This window comes from Pseudonocardia zijingensis (assembly GCF_042657305.1).
Lineage (GTDB): Bacteria > Actinomycetota > Actinomycetes > Mycobacteriales > Pseudonocardiaceae > Pseudonocardia > Pseudonocardia zijingensis.
Genome location: NZ_JBHSKO010000003.1, coordinates 413,344 through 431,233 on the forward strand (window position 1 = coordinate 413,344; position 17,890 = coordinate 431,233).

Annotated in this window: 17 protein-coding genes; 5 read left to right on the forward strand and 12 right to left on the reverse strand. The window is 73.2% G+C overall.

The genetic code is table 11. The annotated features are described in order from the left end of the window. Positions 1 to 66: 66 nt before the first annotated feature. Entirely contained in the window at positions 67 to 1,119 is a 1,053-nt protein-coding gene (locus ACFPL3_RS08960) for an aspartate-semialdehyde dehydrogenase (RefSeq protein ID WP_343943145.1), read from the forward strand. A gap of 18 nt (positions 1,120 to 1,137) precedes the next feature. Here ACFPL3_RS08960 and ACFPL3_RS08965 read toward each other — a convergent pair whose 3' ends face one another. Both ACFPL3_RS08965 and ACFPL3_RS08970 read right to left on the reverse strand, forming a co-directional pair. Further along, the gene (locus ACFPL3_RS08965; RefSeq protein ID WP_343943125.1) at positions 1,138 to 2,181 is read right to left on the reverse strand and encodes an endonuclease/exonuclease/phosphatase family protein; all 1,044 of its coding nucleotides are present in this window, start codon (positions 2,179 to 2,181) and stop codon (positions 1,138 to 1,140) included. A 16-nt stretch (positions 2,182 to 2,197) separates the two neighbouring features. After that, positions 2,198 to 3,412 carry an MFS transporter gene (locus tag ACFPL3_RS08970; protein ID WP_343943124.1) on the reverse strand — a complete coding sequence of 405 codons (1,215 nt, stop codon included), beginning with the start codon at positions 3,410 to 3,412 and terminating at the stop codon, positions 2,198 to 2,200. Between the two features lie 190 nt (positions 3,413 to 3,602). Here ACFPL3_RS08970 and ACFPL3_RS08975 point away from each other — a divergent pair, with 190 nt between their 5' ends. Continuing rightward, positions 3,603 to 4,529 carry an SCO4651 family lipoprotein gene (locus ACFPL3_RS08975; protein WP_343943123.1) on the forward strand — a complete coding sequence of 309 codons (927 nt, stop codon included), beginning with the start codon at positions 3,603 to 3,605 and terminating at the stop codon, positions 4,527 to 4,529. Here the strand turns inward: ACFPL3_RS08975 and ACFPL3_RS08980 are convergent. The 4 genes from ACFPL3_RS08980 to ACFPL3_RS08995 all read right to left on the reverse strand — a co-directional run bounded on the left by ACFPL3_RS08980 (position 4,526) and on the right by ACFPL3_RS08995 (position 8,997). After that, positions 4,526 to 5,584, reverse strand: coding sequence for a LacI family DNA-binding transcriptional regulator (locus ACFPL3_RS08980; RefSeq protein ID WP_343943122.1), 1,059 nt, complete (start codon positions 5,582 to 5,584; stop codon positions 4,526 to 4,528). The genes ACFPL3_RS08975 and ACFPL3_RS08980 overlap by 4 nt on opposite strands. A gap of 15 nt (positions 5,585 to 5,599) precedes the next feature. Then, positions 5,600 to 6,514: a carbohydrate ABC transporter permease gene (locus ACFPL3_RS08985; protein ID WP_343943121.1), complete on the reverse strand. Its 915-nt coding sequence runs from the start codon at positions 6,512 to 6,514 to the stop codon at positions 5,600 to 5,602. Beyond that, positions 6,511 to 7,479 carry a carbohydrate ABC transporter permease gene (locus tag ACFPL3_RS08990; RefSeq protein WP_343943120.1) on the reverse strand — a complete coding sequence of 323 codons (969 nt, stop codon included), beginning with the start codon at positions 7,477 to 7,479 and terminating at the stop codon, positions 6,511 to 6,513. Before ACFPL3_RS08990 ends, ACFPL3_RS08985 begins: the two co-directional genes overlap by 4 nt. Positions 7,480 to 7,572: 93 nt before the next feature. Then, a complete protein-coding gene (locus ACFPL3_RS08995; protein WP_343943119.1) occupies positions 7,573 to 8,997 on the reverse strand; it encodes an ABC transporter substrate-binding protein in 1,425 nt (474 codons plus the stop codon). A 254-nt stretch (positions 8,998 to 9,251) separates the two neighbouring features. Between ACFPL3_RS08995 and ACFPL3_RS09000 the strand changes: the two genes are divergently transcribed. Further along, entirely contained in the window at positions 9,252 to 10,337 is a 1,086-nt protein-coding gene (locus ACFPL3_RS09000) for an ABC transporter ATP-binding protein (RefSeq protein WP_343943118.1), read from the forward strand. 80 nt (positions 10,338 to 10,417) lie between these two features. On the opposite strand, the gene ACFPL3_RS09005 is transcribed toward ACFPL3_RS09000, so the two are convergent. The 3 genes from ACFPL3_RS09005 to ACFPL3_RS09015 all read right to left on the reverse strand — a co-directional run bounded on the left by ACFPL3_RS09005 (position 10,418) and on the right by ACFPL3_RS09015 (position 14,315). Further along, the gene (locus ACFPL3_RS09005) at positions 10,418 to 11,461 is read right to left on the reverse strand and encodes a GNAT family N-acetyltransferase (RefSeq protein ID WP_343943117.1); all 1,044 of its coding nucleotides are present in this window, start codon (positions 11,459 to 11,461) and stop codon (positions 10,418 to 10,420) included. A gap of 79 nt (positions 11,462 to 11,540) precedes the next feature. Continuing rightward, on the reverse strand, positions 11,541 to 13,373 hold the full coding sequence (locus tag ACFPL3_RS09010; protein WP_343943116.1) for a S9 family peptidase: 1,833 nt from the start codon (positions 13,371 to 13,373) through the stop codon (positions 11,541 to 11,543). A gap of 18 nt (positions 13,374 to 13,391) precedes the next feature. Beyond that, a complete protein-coding gene (locus ACFPL3_RS09015) occupies positions 13,392 to 14,315 on the reverse strand; it encodes a cation diffusion facilitator family transporter (RefSeq protein WP_343943115.1) in 924 nt (307 codons plus the stop codon). A gap of 76 nt (positions 14,316 to 14,391) precedes the next feature. Here ACFPL3_RS09015 and ACFPL3_RS09020 point away from each other — a divergent pair, with 76 nt between their 5' ends. Then, complete coding sequence (locus ACFPL3_RS09020) at positions 14,392 to 14,823, forward strand: DUF1707 SHOCT-like domain-containing protein (RefSeq protein ID WP_343943114.1); 432 nt, start codon at positions 14,392 to 14,394, stop codon at positions 14,821 to 14,823. 6 nt (positions 14,824 to 14,829) lie between these two features. Here the strand turns inward: ACFPL3_RS09020 and ACFPL3_RS09025 are convergent, their stop codons facing one another. Then, positions 14,830 to 15,207, reverse strand: a complete 378-nt coding sequence (locus ACFPL3_RS09025) for a VOC family protein (protein WP_379588699.1) — start codon at positions 15,205 to 15,207, stop codon at positions 14,830 to 14,832. 222 nt (positions 15,208 to 15,429) lie between these two features. Between ACFPL3_RS09025 and ACFPL3_RS09030 the strand changes: the two genes are divergently transcribed. Further along, complete coding sequence (locus ACFPL3_RS09030; RefSeq protein WP_343943113.1) at positions 15,430 to 16,602, forward strand: Cmx/CmrA family chloramphenicol efflux MFS transporter; 1,173 nt, start codon at positions 15,430 to 15,432, stop codon at positions 16,600 to 16,602. Here ACFPL3_RS09030 and ACFPL3_RS09035 read toward each other — a convergent pair. Both ACFPL3_RS09035 and soxR read right to left on the reverse strand, forming a co-directional pair. Beyond that, entirely contained in the window at positions 16,553 to 17,128 is a 576-nt protein-coding gene (locus tag ACFPL3_RS09035) for a dienelactone hydrolase family protein (protein ID WP_343943112.1), read from the reverse strand. The genes ACFPL3_RS09030 and ACFPL3_RS09035 overlap by 50 nt on opposite strands. Before the next feature lie 222 nt (positions 17,129 to 17,350). After that, positions 17,351 to 17,851, reverse strand: a complete 501-nt coding sequence (gene soxR, locus ACFPL3_RS09040; protein ID WP_343943111.1) for a redox-sensitive transcriptional activator SoxR — start codon at positions 17,849 to 17,851, stop codon at positions 17,351 to 17,353. Positions 17,852 to 17,890 lie beyond the last annotated feature (39 nt).

Consider the following 17,890-nt stretch of genomic DNA (forward strand, 5'->3'; position numbering starts at 1 on the left):
GTGACGAACGGGTTCTCCCAGGAGCAGCACGGCCGCCACGAGCACGGTCGCCACGAGCGGGGCCCGGTGCTCGCGCTCGTCGGGGCCACCGGCGCCGTCGGCACCACCATGATCGAGATCATCGACGCGCGCGAGAACGTGCCGTGGTCGGACATCCGGCTGATCGCCTCGCCCCGCTCGGCGGGCAAGGTGCTGCGGGTGCGCGGGCAGGACGTCACCGTGCAGGCGCTCGCGCCCGAGGTCTTCGACGGCGTCGACATCGCGCTCTTCGACGTTCCGGACGAGGTCAGCGCGCAGTGGGCCCCGATCGCGGCCGAGCACGGCGCGGTGGTGGTCGACAACTCCGGCGCCTTCCGCATGGACCCCGACGTGCCGCTCGTGGTGCCGGAGGTCAACGCCGAGAAGGCCGCCGAGCGGCCGAAGGGGATCATCTCCAACCCCAACTGCACCACGCTGTCGATGATGGCGGCCATGGGTGCGCTGCACCGCGAGTTCGGGCTCGAAGCGCTCGTCGTGGCCTCCTACCAGGCCGCGTCCGGCGCCGGCCAGGGTGGCATCGACCGGCTGTACGCGGAGCTGTCCGCCGTGGCCGGTCAGGAGGTCGGGGTGCGGGGCGGCGACGTCGCCGCAGCCATCGCCGCAGCAGGGCTCGACGCCGCCGAGTCGCCGTTCCCGGCGCCGCTGGCGCTCAACGTCGTGCCGTGGGCGGGCTCGCTCAAGGACGACGGCTGGTCGTCGGAGGAGCTCAAGGTCCGCAACGAGGCCCGCAAGATCCTGGGCATCCCGGACCTGAAGGTGTCCGCCACGTGCGTGCGGGTGCCGGTGGTCACCACCCACTCGCTCGCGGTGCACGCCACGTTCGCCCGCGAGGTCACGGTGGACGCCGCCCGCAAGGTGCTCTCCGAGCAGCCCTCGATCGTGCTGCGCGACGACCCGGCGGCGGGCGAGTGGCCCACCCCGGCCGACGCGGTCGGTGGCGACCCCACCTGGGTCGGGCGCATCCGGCAGGCGCTGGACTTCCCCCACACGCTCGAGCTGTTCGTGTGCGGCGACAACCTGCGCAAGGGTGCCGCGCTCAACACCTACGAGGTGGCGGAGACGGTGGCCGGCAGCCTCTGACCGGTCGCCTCCGACCGTTCAGGAGGTCGCGAGGCGCAGCGTCGCGAGGACGGCGCGGTGGTCGCTGCCGCGGATGTCCCGCACCTCGAAGGACTCGGCGACGATGCCCTCTGTGGCGAACACGTGGTCGATCTGGGGGCCGAACTCGCGCAACCGCGGGCTCGGCCCCCAGGTCGGCACCAGCCCGGCGCCGCGCTGAGCCGCTGCGTCGCCGCAGCCCGTGGTGCCCGCGCGCAGCGCGGAGTGGTCGAGCGTGGCGTTGAAGTCGCCCGCGATCACGGCGGGAGTGGGCCCGGAGCACCAGCGCGACAGCATGGCGAGGTCGGAGTTCCAGTCCGGCACGGATCCGGGCACCGGTGCCACCGAGTGGAACGCCACGAACCGGAGCGTGTCGAGCTCACCTCCGGTGACCTCGATGTAGGGGAACGTCGACGTGTCGTCGCCGACCTGGACCTCGACGTCGCCGAGCCCTTCGGACACGACGGCGGTGACCTCCTCGACGTCGTCGTCGTCGGCGTCGCCGGTGGAGACGTGCACCCGGTAGCCCAGCTGGTCGACGAGGGGTGAGAGCCGGTCGGCGAAGCCGGGACCCGATTCGCTGATGGCCACCACGTCCGGTTGCTGGTCCTCGATCAGGGCGGCGAGCTCGCCGGCGTCGGCCTCGCCCTCGAAGGTGTTGAACGCCAGCACCCGCAACGGCGCGCCGCGGGCGGGCACGTCGTCGGCCAGCATCCGGGGCAGCACCATCCCGCCGCCGACGAGGAGCACGGCGAGGGTGCCCGCCACGAACGGCAGCACGCGCCGTTCGAAGATCATCACCACGAGCAGCAGCACGAGCAGGGCCGCGACGCCGCACAGGATCCAGGGGCGCATCGAGACGACCTGCACGAAGGGGCTGCGCCGATCGAGCCCGAACAGCAGGTCCGGCACCGCGGCCACGGCCACGAGCAGCGTGAACACGGCCGCGACGACGTAGCGGGCGATGCCACGGCGACGCCGGGGGCCCGCGCGGGGCGGATCCGGCGGCGGGGCGGGGGCGAGCCGGTCCGGCGGTGCGCTCATCGCCGCGAAGTCTTCCCTAAATCGGTTGAGAAGGAGCTGAGGGCGTGCCGCGCACCCCGCCGTGCGGGCGCGTGAGCAGCGCGACGAGCACGGCGGCGGCCAGGCCGGCGGACCCCACGGTGAGCACGGCGACGGCGGGTGAGGCGATGTCGACCAGCGCGCCGGTCAGCGGCGTGGCGACGGCGGCCCCGAGCGTGATGGCCGAGCCGTGCAGCCCGGTGACGAGCCCGCGCGCGTGCTCGGGAGCCAGCCGGCTCACGGTCTCGGCGCTCGCGGCCATCGACGGGGCGATCAGCAGTCCGACGGGCACGAGCAGGAGCGCGTAGGACCACCAGGACCCGGCCAGCGCCACCGGGAGGGCCGCGGCACCGAGGCCGCCGACGAGCAGCGGGAGCGACCGCGACCGCCGGGCGGCGCCGTACACGAAGCCGCCGACGAGCGAGGCCAGGCACCAGACGGCGTTGACGGCGGGGATCCAGCCGGCGTTCCCGCCGAGTTCGAGGCCGGCGATCATCGACAGTTCGGTGCCGAAGACGACCGTGACCGCGGCCGTGGTGGCGAGCAGCGCCCCGAGCAGGCGCCGGTCGAGCCATTCCCGGACGGGCGGCGGCGGGCCGGGTTCCGCGGCGGCCGCGCGCGTGGGCGGGTTGAGCAGCAGGAGCGCGGTGCCCGCCACGAGCCACCCGGCGCCGACCGTCCACATCGCGGTGGTGGAGGACGCCCGCAGCGCCAGCACCGCGCCGGCCGCGGGCCCGATGATGTAGGAGATCTCGACCGACATGGAGTCGAGGGCGAAGGCCGGGCGCCTGCGCTCGGGCGGCACCAGCACGGCGAGCGACTGCCGGGTGACGGAGAAGACCGGCACCCCGAGCAGCCCGCCGAGCAGCGCGCTCACGAGCAGCGCCGGGTAGGGCAGGAACGGTGCCACCCCCCAGAACACCGCCTGCGCGCACAGCGTGACCGCGAGCATCGTGCGCAGGCCGCGCCGGTCGACGACCCGCCCGAGCAGCGGCGCCCCGATCGCCATTCCGACGGTGGCCGCGGCGCCGACCGCTCCGGCGGCCGCGTAGCCCTGGTCGAGCGTGAGCACCACGTGCAGGGTGAGCGTGATGGCCGCCGCCGACGCGGGCAGGCGGGCGAGGAACGAGACGGCGGTGACGGCGCCGACCCCCGGGATGGCGAGGACCGCGCGGTAGGCGGCGGGCCCTTGCGCGGGGGTGTCGACGTCCACCGGCCCATGGTGCCCGCGGCGGACGCCGAACTCGACCGGGTTCAGGCTCTCGCGGCGGTCGACGTCGCCCCGCCTGGTCTCGTTGCGTGGTGGTCACGGTCCCCCCTGACCGTGCCGGGGAAGGGTAGCTTTTCCGCGCCGATGATCTCTGCCTGCCGGGGCACGGGCGCACACGATGAGGGGGAAACCGATGGCCTACAGCGTCGTACGACGGGGTGCGGTCGCCGTCGCGAGCTGCGTCGCGGGGGTCGCGCTGCTGGCCGGGTGCGGGGGTTCCGGGCCCGGCGGTGGGCTCGCGGCGTCGCCGTTCGACGTCGCGCGTGCCGCGCCGGACCTCACGAAGGCCGCGGGCACGTCCCGCTACGAGGTCGAGATGACCTACAGCACCAGCGGTGGCCCCTTGGGCGACATGACGATGAGGTCGCACGGCTCGGGCACCTACGACTTCGAGGGTCAGATCGGCGACGGCACCTACACGAACGACGACCCGATGACCGGTGCGCCCACGCAGGAGGAGGTCGTGTTCCGGAACAACGTGCTCTACCAGCGCCAGGTGGGGGCGAGCAGGTGGCACGAGGTCGACTTCTCCGGCGTCGTCGACACCCCCATCGGCCAGCACGACCCCTCGCAGCAGCTCGACCTGCTCCGCGGCGTCTCCGACGACGTGCGCGAGGTGGGCTCGGCCGAGGTGCGGGGCGACGAGGTCACCCGGTACGACATCACCATCGACCCGCAGCGGCTCGTGGGCGACAGCGGTGTCCTGGTCGACGACCCCCTCATCCGGGCCGCGATGAGCGCCGCCCGCCCGATCCCCGGCTCCGTGTTCGTCGACTCCGACGGCCGGGTGCGCAGGCTCGAGTTGCGCATCGAGACCGCAGGCTCGGACATCGCCGTGCCGCCGGAGCTCCAGGAGATGCTCGGCGAGGGCTCGCGGCTCCAGGAGATGCTCGGGGACCGGCGCAGCACGTCGGACGTCAGCGTCGAGTACTTCGACTTCGGGGTGCCGGTCACCGCGCAGGTGCCCGATCAGTCCACGGTGGACACCGGTCCGATCTTCACCGCCGTCCCCGGCATACCCGAGCTCCCGGACCTCTCCGAGTTGCCCGGCGGGAACTAGACAACGGGTCGATCACGCACTGCTCGTTCGCCCGTGGCGCTGCCCGTGTCGGGTGGTCGACCGACCGGCCCGGTCGTGCGCCGCACCACGAGCTCGGTCGGCACCACCACGGCGGGGGGCTCCTGGTCCGGGTCGGCCAGGGCGGAGAGGATCATCTCCGCCGCCAGCACGCCCTGGGCCACCACCGGCTGGGCCACGGTCGTGAGGTCCAGCAGCTGCGCCATCTCGTGGTCGTCGATACCGATCACCGAGACGTCCTCGGGCACCCGCAGCCCGGCGTGCCGGGCGGCCTGGAGGGCGCCCATCGCCATCTCGTCGGACGCGGCGAAGAGGGCCGTCGGCGGCTCGGGGAGCGCGAGCAGCCGCGCCGCGGCGGCGTACCCGCCGCTCACGGTGAAGTCGCCCACGGTCTCGAGCTCGGTCGCCGCGGGCCGGCCCACGGCGGCGAGCTCGGCGCGGTAGCCGCGGCGCCGCTCGCCGGGCATCGGAGTGCGCAGCGGGTCGTCGCCGCCGATGAAGCCGATCCGCCGGTGGCCGAGCTCCACCAGGTGGCGCACGGCGCAGCGTGCGGACGCCTCGTCGTCGATGCGCACGCTCGCCCAGCCGGGCACGGCGGCGCCGACCACTGCCACCGGCCCGCCCACCGCGGAGAGCGTGGCCGCCTCGTCGGTGGTGGGGTGCAGGGCGAGCACGAGTACCCCGTCCACGCGCTTGCGCAGGAGGGTGCCCGAGAACGCGCGGCGCCGCTCGTGGGCGTCGGTGCCCAGGCTGTAGAGCAGCAGGTCGTAACCGGCCGCGCGCAGCCGTTCCTCCGCGCTGTGCACGATCGCCCCGAAGTACCAGCGGTTGATGTACGGGGCCACCACGCCGATCGCGTGCGTCTGGCCGCTCGCGAGGCTCGCCGCGCTGGGCGATGCCACGTACCGCAGCTCGGCCGCCACGGCGAGCACGCGCTGCCGGGTGGCCTCGGAGACCCGGGGCAGCCCGTGCAGCGCGCGCGAGACCGTCGCGATGGAGACCCCGGCGGCCTCCGCGACGTCCTTGATCGTGCTCACGGCGGGCCGTCCCGATCAGCCCTTGACGCTGCCGGCCAGCAGACCGCGCACGAAGTAGCGCTGGAGTGCCACGAACACGACCAGGGGCACGACGATCGCCACGAACGCGCCGGGCGCGAGCAGGTACCAGTTCGACCCGCGCTCGCCCGCCAGGTTGGCGAGGCGGACGGTGAGCGGGGCGACGTCGAGGGTGCCGCCCGCGAACACGAGTGCGACGAGCAGGTCGTTCCAGACCCAGAGGAACTGGAACACCGCGAACGCGGCGATCGCGGGCTTCATCAGCGGCACCATGATCGTGGTGAAGATGCGGACGTGGCCCGCCCCGTCCACCCGCGCGGCCTCCACCAGCTCCGCCGGGATGTCCCGCATCGAGTTGTGCAGCAGGAAGATCGCGAGCGGCAGCGCGAACGTGGAGTGCGCGATCCAGACCGTCCAGAACGACCCGGCGAGGCCGGTGCCCACGAAGATCTCCAGCAGCGGCAGCAGCGCGACCTGCAGCGGCACGATCTGCAGGGCGAAGACGGCCACGAACAGCGTGTCCCGCATCGGGAACCGCGTCCAGGCGAAGCCGTACGCGGCCATCGTGGCCAGGATGATCGGGATCGCCACGGACGGGATCGTGATCAGGATGGAGTTGGCGAAGAAGCCCGCGAGCGGCTGGCTGCCCCCGAACAGCACCTCGGCGTAGTTGTCGAGGGTGATGTCCGGGTTCGCGAAGAACGTCCACCACCCGGTGCGCTGGACGTCGCGTTCGGGTCGGAACGACGAGAGGAACAGCCCGAAGGTCGGGATGGTCCACAGCACGGCGATCACGATGGCGGCGAGCGACGCCCACGGTGAGGAGAGCCGCTTCCTGGCCACCGCGGAGCGGGTGGGGGTCTGCTGGACCGTGCCGGATCCGGCCGTGCCGTCCTCGGTCAGAACGGTCATCGCGCGTCCACCTTCCGCATCTGCCGCACGTTGTAGACGACGATCGGTACGACGAGCAGGAACAGGATCATGGCGAGGGCCGACCCCACGCCCAGGTCGGAGAGCCGGAAGCTCTGCACGTAGAACTCGTTGGCCACCACGCTCGTGTCGAACTGGCCGCCGGTCATCGTGCGGACGATGTCGAACACCTTCAGCACCGCGATGCTGATCGCGGTGACCACCACGACCACGGCGGGGCGGATGCTCGGCAGCGTGATGTAGAAGAACAGGCGCAGGCCGCCGACGCCGTCCAGGCGCGCGGCCTCGATGATGTCGCTCGGGATCGCCTTGATCGCGGCCGACAGCACCGTCATCGCGAAGCCGGCCTGGATCCAGATCATCACGACGATCAGCAGCAGGTTGTTCCACGGTCGCTGCAGGATGAAGTCGACCGGTTCCATGCCCAGCCACACGAGCAGCTGGTTGAGCAGGCCGATCTGCTGGATGCCCTGCTGGTTCGGCCGGTAGGCGTAGACGAACTTCCAGATGATCGCCGCGCCGACGAACGAGATCGCCATCGGCAGGAAGATCAGCGCCTTCGCGGCGGCCTCGAAGCGGGTGCGGTCCACGAGCACCGCGTAGACCAGGCCGATCGCCGTGGAGAGGATCGGGGTGATCACCACCCAGAGCAGCGTGTTGCGCAGCACGACCACGAGGTCGGGCTGGGTGAAGATCTTGACGTAGTTGTCGAGTCCGACGAAGCCGGCGCTGCTGGCGTCCAGGAACGACTGCACCGCCGTGCGGCCCGCGGGGTAGATCAGGCCGACGAGCAGGAGCAGGAAGGCAGGCGCGGTGAACGCGATGCCGGACACCAGGTCGGTGCGGCGTCCCCGCACACGGTCGGCGACGAGCAGGACCGCGCCCATCACGGCGGCGAACACGAGCACCGCCACCAGCAGTTGCAGCAGTTTGTCGAGCAGGGTCAAGCCGGCTCACCTCCGAGGGGTTGCTCGAGCACGCCGAGGGGAGGCGCCGGGACGGCGGATCACGCCGTCCCGGCACCGGGTACCGCTACCGGGTCAGGAGGAGGCGGGCCAGGACTGCTCGATGGCGGTGAGCGACTCCGTGGTGCTCTGGCCGGTGATCCAGTCGGTCATGCCCTTCCAGAACGACGCCGAGCCCACGGCCGCGGGCATCAGGTCCGAGCCGTCGAACCGGAAGGTGTTGGACTGGTCCTGCAGGATCTCGGCGGAGAGCTTGTCGATCGGGTTGGACAGGTTGTTCGGGTCCAGCCCGGTGTTGGCGCTGATCCAGCCGCTCTGGCCGAGGTCGCTACCGGCCTTCGCCTTCGCGTTGGCCCATTCCGGGGAGGACAGGTACGCCTGGAAGGCCTGCACCTCCGGCCGGTCGGAGAAGGCCACGACGAACTCCGAGCCCACGAGGATCGTCTGCTGGCCGCCGGGGTTGATCGGGGGCAGTTCGAACGCGAAGACCTGGCCGTTCTCCGAGATGTCGGTGCCCTCGGGGAAGTTCGCCGCGTAGAAGTTGGCCTGCCGGTGCATGTAGCAGGCGTTCATGCCCGGGGTCGCCTCGTCGAGGATCGGCAGGCCGCCGTCCTGGAACGTCGTGGTGGCGATCGAGGACACGTCGCCGAGGCCGCCGTTGACGTACTCGGAGTTCTTGAGGATCGAGCCGACGCGGTCGAGCGCCCGCACCACGCGGGGGTCGTTGAACGGGATGGCGTGCGAGACCCACTGGTCGTAGACCTCGGGACCGTTCTCGCGCAGCATCACGTCCTCGAGCCAGTCCGTGAGCGGCCAGCCCGTGGCGTCGCCGGAGCCGATGCCCGCGCACCAGGGCTTGCCACCGTCGGCGACGATCCGGTCCGAGAGCGCCACCATCTCGTCCCAGGTGGTGGGCACCGCGTAGCCCTTCGCCTGGAACGCCTGCGGCGAGTACCAGACGTAGGACTTCACGTTCGAGCCGAGCGGCGCGCCGTACAGCGTGCCGTCGACGCTGCCCGCCGACTTGAACGTCTCCGAGTAGTACTGGTCGACGTTCGCCACCACGGCCTGGGGAGCGGGCTTCACGGCGCCCGGGTTCTGCGAGACCAGGGTGTTGATCATGCCCGGCTGGGGCACGTACGCGATGTCGGGCGGCGAGCCGGCCTGCACCCGCACCGGCAGCTGCGCCTCGAACTCCTTCGAGCCCTCGTAGACGACCTGCGTGCCGGTGCACTCCTCGAACTGCCGGTAGGAGTCGATGTGCGGCTGGTCCTCGGGGGCGACGATCGAGGTGTAGATCGTGACCCGGGTGCCGGACAGGTCGCCGTACTGCGCGAACGCCGCGCAGTCCTCGCTCGATGCGGCGGGGTTCCCGCCGCCGCCCGCGACGTTGCTGCCGCTGCAGCCGGCGAGCACCAGGCTGAGACCCAGGGCGGCGCCGACCACGGCCGTGCCGCGGGACGGTCTCCGCAGGATCGATCCGGACTTCGGGGCTGGCATCGCACCCTCCGCGTCGATGGGGAGGAGCGGGCGGGGCGCCCGCTCCCTGTTGAGATCCGCGCAATGGAAGCGTTTACGCACGATCACGGGCAACAAGGAGGGGTAACGATGCCGTAACTCCCACTGCAGGTAGCGGACCGCTCACGGTGCGTGTTTGGTCTTCTCCTCGGAGCCCTGCCATGGCAGGCTGCAAGCGCTTTACTCCCTCTCACTCGGATCGTCCGGCACGTTCCTGCCGGTGGAAGGAGCACAGCATGGCTGCTGTGACTTTTGACAAGGCGACCCGCATCTACCCCGGGTCCACCAAGCCCGCGGTCGACGCGCTCGACCTGGAGGTCGCCGACGGCGAGTTCCTCGTCCTGGTCGGGCCCTCCGGATGCGGCAAGTCCACCTCCCTGCGGATGCTCGCCGGGCTCGAGGACATCGACCAGGGCTCCATCCACATCGGCGGCCGTGACGTCACGCGCGTCCCCCCGAAGGACCGCGACATCGCGATGGTCTTCCAGAACTACGCGCTCTACCCGCACATGACCGTCGCGGAGAACATGGGCTTCGCGCTCAAGATCGCCGGGCGCCCGAAGTCGGAGATCCAGGAGCGGGTGCGCGAGGCGGCGAAGATCCTCGACCTCGAGGACTACCTCGACCGCCGCCCCAAGGCCCTCTCCGGTGGTCAGCGCCAGCGCGTGGCGATGGGCCGGGCGATCGTTCGCTCCCCGCAGGTCTTCTGCATGGACGAGCCGCTGTCCAACCTCGACGCCAAGCTGCGCGTCTCCACCCGCACCCAGATCGCCTCGCTGCAGCGCAGGCTGAACATCACCACGGTCTACGTCACGCACGACCAGACCGAGGCCATGACGATGGGCGACCGCGTCGCCGTGCTGAAGGACGGGCTCCTGCAGCAGGTCGACACGCCGCGGGCCATGTACGACAAGCCGGCCAACGTCTTCGTGGCCGGGTTCATCGGCTCGCCCGCGATGAACCTGCTCGACGTCTCGGTCGACGGCGACACCCTGCACTTCGGTGGCGCGGACATCAACATCCCGCGCTCCGCGGTGGAGGAGGTCGGCTCCACCCGCTCGGTCACCGTCGGCGTGCGGCCCGAGGACATGGAGGTCGTGAGCGCCGGGGCCGGGCTGGCCACGGAGGTCGAGGTCGTCGAGGAGCTCGGCGCCGACGCCTACGTCTACGGCTCCACCGAGGTGGGCGGCGAGCGCCGTTCGATCATCGCCCGCGTCGACGGGCGCACCCCGCCCGACAAGGGCTCGGTGATGCACTTCGCGCCGCGCCAGGGCCACCTGCACCTGTTCGCGGGTGACACCGGCGAGCGCATCGACGCCTGACCCGCACCCCACGACCACCGCAGCCCCGGCACCGCCCAGGTGCCGGGGCTGCGGTGTGGATGGCCTCGTCCCGCGAGCGGCTAACCGACCGGCGCGGGCAGGGGGGCGCGCAGCCGCACCTCCGTGCCGTGGATCTCGGCCGCCGGGCGCAGCCCGGCCCGCCGCAGCAGCCGGGTGATGCCGACGTCGTCCGGGCGGGCGCAGCCGACGATCTCGGCGAGCCCGTGCTCGGCCGCCACGTCGGCGACGCGGCGCAGCAGCGCGGTGCCCAGCCCGCGGCCCTGCCACGTGTCCTCGACCAGCAGCGCCGCCCGGGCCGACCCCGGGATGTCCGGGTCCGGGTCGAGGTTGGCGATGCCGACGGCGCTCCCGCCGTCGGTGGTGACGGCCAGCACGGCGTGCAGCGCGCCGGGAGATGCGGACGGGCCGAGGAGCGCGGCCAGCTCGTCGGGTTGGAGCCGCGGCGTGGGGCTGAGGTAGCGGGCCCGCCGCGCCGCGGGCGAGCAGCGGGCGTGCAGGGCCGCCACCAGCGGGCCGTCGCCTGCGTCCGCCGCCCGCAGCCGCACCTCCGACCCGTCGCGCAGCTGGAGGGTGCGATCCGCCATCGGGCGGACCGGCGCCCGCATCGTGAGCTGCGTGGCGAGCTCGAGCAGCGCCGCGGCCCGGGAGAGCTCGGTGGCGGTGAACGGCCACGGGCGCCCGACGTGGATCTGCTGGGTGCCGCCGCGCAGCGTGTGGACGTGCTCGGACGACGGCACCGCCGGGTCGACCAGTCGCGCCCGCAGCATGCCCGCCACCGCGCTCGGGGCGCTGCCCGGATCGGCCACGACCATCCGCGCGAGGGCCAGCGCGGTGGTGGCCGGGTCCGACAGCTCGGTGGCGTCGGCCCGCACGAGCAGCGTGCACGGGATGCCCGCCGCCTCGACCGCGTTCATCAGCACGGCCGGCTCGATGCGCTCGGGGACCTCCACCAGCAGCTCGTCGGTGACCGCGCCGTCGTCGGCCGGCTCGCCGACCACGTGGAGGGAGAGGATGTTGCATCCTGCCTCGCCCACGGCGGTGGCCAGCCCGCCCAGTCGCCCGGGCTGGTCCTCGAGTTCCACGTGCATCCGCCACAGCGCCACGTCGGCCAGGGTTCCCCGGCGATGTTTCCGAACCGCTACCTGCGCATGACGGGCCCGCTGCGATCGGGTTGCGCCCCGATCAGGCGAGCGCCCGCCGGGCGAAGCCGATCTCGGTGGCCACGTGCCGGAGCGTCTCCTCCACCACCAGGCTCCCGTGGCCCGCGTCGAACCGGCTCACCTCGTAGGGCACGTCGCCGCGGGCGGCCAGGGCGTCGAGGTAGTTCTCGACCTGCCGGATCGGGCAGCGCGGGTCGTTCTCGCCGGCGAGCACGAGCACCGGCGCCCGCACCCGGTCGACGTAGGTGAGCGGTGAGGAGTCCCGGTAGGCGTCCGGCCGGTCCTCGGGGGAGCCGCCGAAGAGCGCACGGTCGAACGCGCGCAGCTGCTCCATCTCGTCCGCGTATGCCGTGAGGTAGTCGGCCACCGGCACGCCCGCGATCGCCGCGGCCCACCGCTGCGGCTGCGTGCCGACGGCGAGCAGCGCGAGGTAACCGCCCCACGACCAGCCCTCCACCACGCACCGGCCGGGATCGACCAGGCCGTCGGCCACGCAGCGGTCGAACACCGCGGCGACGTCCTCCAGCTCCGTGAGACCGGGACGGCCCTCGATGGCATCGCGCCACGCGGAGCCGTAGCCGGTGGAGCCGCGGTAGTTCACCTCGACCACGACGAATCCGGCGTCCACCCACGCGGCCCGCCCCGCGTCGAACCGGTCCTCGTCGGCGGCGTGCGGCCCGCCGTGCAGGGCGAACACGGCCGGGGCCTGCCCGGCCACGCCGGTGGGGCGGGCGACGAGGGCGTGCACGCGGCCACCCGGCCCGTCCACCCACAGGTCCTCCACCGGTACCGACGCCGGCGCGCGCTCGCCCGGCGGCGCGACCAGCACGCGGTCGGTGCCGTCCGGGTGCAGGGCCCGCACCGCGGGCGGCTCGGCGGCCGACGAGCACGTGTACTCGACGGTGCCGTCGGGCCGCACCTCGGCGGACCCCACGCACCCGGTGGCAACCGGCAGCTCGGCCAGCTCGCCGGACTCCAGGTCGTAGCGGTACAGCCGGGTGCGGGCGGCAGCGGTGTGCCAGACCAGCAGGTTGTGGCCATCGGGGTGGAAATCGGCGTACACCTCGCCGGGCAGGCCGAGGTCGATCTCGCGCTCGGTGCCTGCGAGCACGTCCCACAGCAGCAGCTCCTCGCGGCCGTGCCGCTCGTGCAGCAGCAGGAGCCTGCCGTCCCCGTGGATCGGGGCGAACACCAGCGGGGTGAGGCCCTTCCCCGGGCCGTCCGACTTGTCGGCCACGACCTCGCCGTCGGCCACCCGCAGCACCCGCACCGCGGGGTGCCGCGAGTCGCCGTGCTCGGAGTGGCTGATGGCGAGCAGCGTCTCGTCCTCCGACAGCGCGCCGACCCCGGCGTCCTCCGCGTGCTGGTAGACGACCTCCGCCGGGCCGTCCCCGCGGCGCAGCCAGATCTTGGTGCCGTCGTCGGTGGATGTGCCCGCCGCCACCACCGCGCGCCCGATCTCCAACCCGGCCGGGTAGCCCTCCTCTACGGCGGGGAGCGCCGGCTCGGCCTCGTCCTCGGCCGGCCGCCCGGCGAAGGGTTCGCGCACCCAGCGCCCGAACTCGTCGCCGTCGGTGTCGGCGAACCACCACACCGTGGCGCCGTCGGGCGGGAGCGTGGCGATGTGGGTGCCGCTGCGCCGGTCGGTGACCTGCCGGTGCTGGTCGGTGACGCGATCCCACACGTACACCTCGGTGGTGCCGCTGGCGTTCGAGGTGTAGACGCAGCGGTCCGGTGCGTCGCGGGCCCACGCGGGCCGTGACATCCGCGGCGCCGTGAACCGGGCGCGCCAGCGTTCCTCGCGCTCGTCGTCGAAGAGCCGGTCCGGAACGGGGGCGACGGGGTGCTCGGTCACCCCCGGATCATGCCCCAGCTACCACCGCAGTTCAGCGCACCCGGTGTTGGAGCCCGGCGGCTCGACCTGCACCGTGAAGTGCGCGAGCTGATGGCGTTCGGTGAGCAGCCGCTGGGCCGAGGTCAGCACCACCGCGGGGTCGCACGTCGCCCCGACGGTGAGGTGCGCCGAGCCCACCTCCATGCCGGACGTCAGCGTCCACACGTGGACGTCGTGCACGTCCTGCACGCCCTCCAGGGCGCCGAGCTCGGCGCGCACGGCCGCGACGTCGACGTGCGCGGGTGCGGCCTGCACGAGGATGCGCAGGGCCTGGCGGCCGAGCGACCACGTCCGGGGCAGGATGAACAGCCCGATCCCGATCGCGACGATCGGGTCGGCGTAGCGCCAGCCGAACAGGAGCGTGACGGCGCCGGCGAGGAGCACGCCGACGGAGCCGAGCGTGTCGGCGATGACCTCCAGATAGGCGCCGCGGATGTTGAGGCTCTCCTGCGCGCCGCGGCGCAGCAGGGCGAACACGAAGAGGTTGGCCGCGAGCCCCACCAGCGCCGTGAGCACGATGGGCAGGCCGGGCACCTCGGGCGGGTCGGCGAAGCGCTGCACGGCCTCCAGCACCACCCAGCCGGCCACCCCGAACAGCAGCACGGCGTTGGCGAGGGCGGCGAGCACCTCGGCGCGGTAGAGCCCGAACGTGCGCTTGTCGTCGCTGCGGGCCGCCCGGGCGGCCGTGATCGCCGCGAGCGCCATCCCCATCCCGAGCACGTCGGTGAAGTTGTGCCCGGCGTCGGACAGGAGTGCGAGCGAGGAGGTCAGGAGCCCGACGACGACCTGCAGCACGAGGGATGCCAGCAGCACGCCCAGTGAGATCGCGAGCCGCCGCACGTGCCGGCCCGATGCGCTCGTGGCGGCCGCGGCATCGGTTCCGTGCCCGTGCCCTGCACCCATGGCCGCGAACATATGCGAAAGTACGCATGAGTTCAATGTGACGATCGATCGGGTGACGGTCTGCCATGATGCGCGCGTGAGCAGCGAGCCCCCCGTGCGACCCGACGACCTGCGCATCTCCGACGCGGAGCGCAGCGCGGTGCAGGACCGGCTGCGGCGGGCCCACGAGGTCGGGCAGCTGGACCTCGGCGAGTTCGACGAGCGGGTGCGCTCCGTCTGGGCCGCGCGCACCCGCGGCGACCTCGCCCGGGTCACCGCCGACCTGCCGGAGCCGCCGCCGCCCGGGCGCAGGAAGGTCTTCTCCGACACCGGTGGCGGCGTCACGATGCGGGTGCTCACGATCGTCTGGAGCAGCCTTGCCGCGGTCAACTTCGTCGTGTGGGGGCTGCTGGGGCTCACCACCGGCGACTTCCTGCACCCCTGGTGGGTCTGGGTGGCGGTTCCCCCGGGCATCGCGCTCGCGGTGCTCTACGTCGCGGGCATCGGCCGCCCGCCGCGGCAGCCCTGAGCCCCGTCAGGGGTTCACGAAGAAGCAGAACGGGTGCCCCGCGGGGTCCAAGAGCACCCGCACGTGCTCCTGGGGCTGGAACTCGGCGAGCGAGGCGCCCGCGTCGAGCGCGTAGGCCACGGCGCCGTCGAGGTCCTCCACCTCGATGTCCAGGTGCAGCTGCATCTGCTGCCGCTGCGGGTCGGCGGGCCAGGAGGGGCGCACGTGGTGCTCCTCGAGCTGGAACGAGAGCCCGTAACCGCCACCCGGCGGGCGCAGCGTGACCCACGTGGGATCGTCCTCGACCACCGGCCAGCCGAAGAGCCGCTGGTAGAACGCGGCGAGCGCGCGCGGGTCGGGGGCGTCGAGCACGGTGGCGGACAGCGTCAACGCAGGTCGCTCCACCCCGCGCAGTATGCCGCTGGCGCGGCCCGTGCGCAGGCCGGTAGCGTCCCGCCCGTGTCGAGCCCCGAGGCGTCCAGAGCCTGACCACCGGTCGATCGGTGGTCGGTGAGCCGGTGGCTCACCCCTCGTGCTCGCAGTTCCCGCACCCGCTCCGTTCGACCGGTCCGGCCTCTCACCGACCTCGTCGACTCGACAACGGAGTGCGCTGTGCACAAACCGTCCATGCCGCCTGTCGTCCACCTGCTGGGCACAGCGGTGTTCGCCCAAGGGACGTCCGAGTTCATGGTGGCCGGCCTCGTGCCGGACATCGCGTCGGACCTGTCCGTCTCCCTCCCCGCCGCCGGCCTGCTGACCTCCGCGTTCGCGGTCGGGATGGCCGTCGGCGCGCCGCTCGTGGCGCTGCCTGCGATGCGCTGGCCGCGCAGGCAGGCGCTCCTCGCCTTCCTCTCGGTGTTCGTGCTCGCGCACGTCGTCGCGGCCGTGACCACCAGCTACGAGGTGCTCCTCGCCACGCGTGTGGCCGGGGCGCTCGCCAACGCCGGGTTCCTCGCCGTCGCGCTGGCCGCGGTGACGAGCCTCGTCCCACCCGACGCCAAGGGCCGCGGGCTCGCGGTCCTGCTCGCGGGCACCACGATCGCCTGCGTCGCGGGCGTGCCCGGCGGGGCGCTCCTGGGCGACCTGTGGGGCTGGCGGTCGGCGTTCTGGGTGGTGGCGCTGCTCTGCGTCCCCGCGTTCGCCGCGATCCTGACGTCGGTGCCCGGCGGCCGCTCGGGCGGGGCGCCGCCGCGGGCGCGCCGGGAGCTGCAGGTGCTGCGCCGGCCGCTCCTGCAGGCGCTGCTGCTGCTCGGCGCGCTGGTCAACGGGGCCACGTTCTGCTCGTTCACCTTCCTCGCGCCGGTGCTCGTCGAGCTCACGGGCGTGGACGGGGCGACGATCCCCGCGATGCTCGCCCTGTTCGGCGGTGGCTCGTTCCTCGGCGTCCGGCTCGGCGGGCGGTGGTCCGACTCGCACCCCGTGCCGCTGCTGCTCGCCGGGGGCACGCTGCTCGCGGCCGGGTGGGGCGCGTTCGCCCTCGCCGCGACCCACGTCGTCGCGGTGATCGTTCTCGTCCCGGTGCTGGGCACGCTGTCGTTCGCCGTCGGGAGCACGCTGATCGCCCGCGCCCTGTACGCGGCGGCGGCCGCGCCGAACCTCGCCGGGAGCTACGCCACCGCGTCGTTCAACGTGGGCGCCGCCGCCGGGCCGTGGCTCGGCGGGCTCGCGATCGGGGGCGGGCTCGGGCTGACCGCGCCGCTGTGGGGCAGCGCGGCACTTGTGGCCGGGGCGCTCGTGCTCGGTGCGCCGCTCACCCTCGCCGGTCGGCGACGTGCAGGAACGCGAGCGCCCGCCGCATGACCAGCGCCGCGGCCTCCGGATCGTGGTCCGGGGAGCCGGGGTCGGTGAACAGGTGCCCCTCGCCCGGGTAGAGGTGCAGCTGCGCGCCGGCGACGGCCGCGACGAGCTCGTGTGCGACGTCCACGTCACCGAGCTCGTCGTCGGCCATCGTGTGGATCTGGAGGGGCACCCCGTCCGGCCACGTGCCGCCGAACTCCGGGAGCGGCACGCTGCCGTGCACCAGCAGGGCGCCCGCCGCGCCGGGGCGGGTCTGGGCGAGCCGCTGCGCGGGCATCACACCCAGTGAGAAACCCGCGAGGACGATCCGCGCGGGAAGCGCCTCGGCGGCGCGCATCCCGCGCTCGGTGACCGTGTCGAAGCCGAGCTGCTCCGCGTGGCGCACACCCTCGGGCACGGAGCCGAACGTGCGCCCCTCGAACAGGTCGGGGGTGTGCACCACGTGGCCGACGGCGCGCAGCTCGTCGGCGAACGCGCGGCAGCCCGCCGTCAGCCCGAGGGCGTGGTGGAACAGGAGGACCTCGGCCACGGGACCGGCGTCACTCCTTGTCGACGATCCGCGTGATGAACGCCAGGAGCGCGATGAGCAGCAGCACGGACGGCAGGAAGATCGTCACCGTCCAGTAGTCCAGGACGAAGTCCCAGGGCGAGTCCATGTGCCTGCCATCCCTCCGAGTCGGATCACCCTCGACGGTAGCAATCGTGCTGCCCGTGCGCGGCGACGGTCCTCAGCGGACTCGCAGACTCGCGCTCACGACCGGGTGGTGCCCGGGTCGCGGTGCTCGTCCTCCTCCGCGCGCACGGCCCGGGTGAACAGCCGGCGCGGGCCGCTCCCGCGCGCGCCGAGCCGGTCGTCGCGGTTGCGCAGCAGGCAGCGGTCCAGCGACAGGCAGCCGCAGCCGATGCAGTCGGCGAGGTGGTTGCGCAGCCGGGCGAGCTGGTCGATGCGCGTGTCGAGTTCGTCGCACCACGCGGCGGACAGGTGGGCCCAGTCGTCGCGGTCCGGGGTGCGCCCGTCCGGCAGCGTGGCGAACGCCTCCTTCACCACCCGCAGTGGGATGCCGACGCGCTGGGCCACCCGGATCACGGCGATGCGCCGGAGCGTCTCGCGCGGGTAGCGCCGCTGGTTGCCGCTCGTGCGGCGGCTCGAGATGAGCCCCTTCTGCTCGTAGAAGTGCAGCGCGCTCACGGCGACGCCCGACCGTGCCGCGACCTGGCCGACGGTGAGCTCCGGAGGCGGGGTGCTGGTCACGGGGGCGAGAATAGCCCCTTGACCTCAATCATGGCTGAG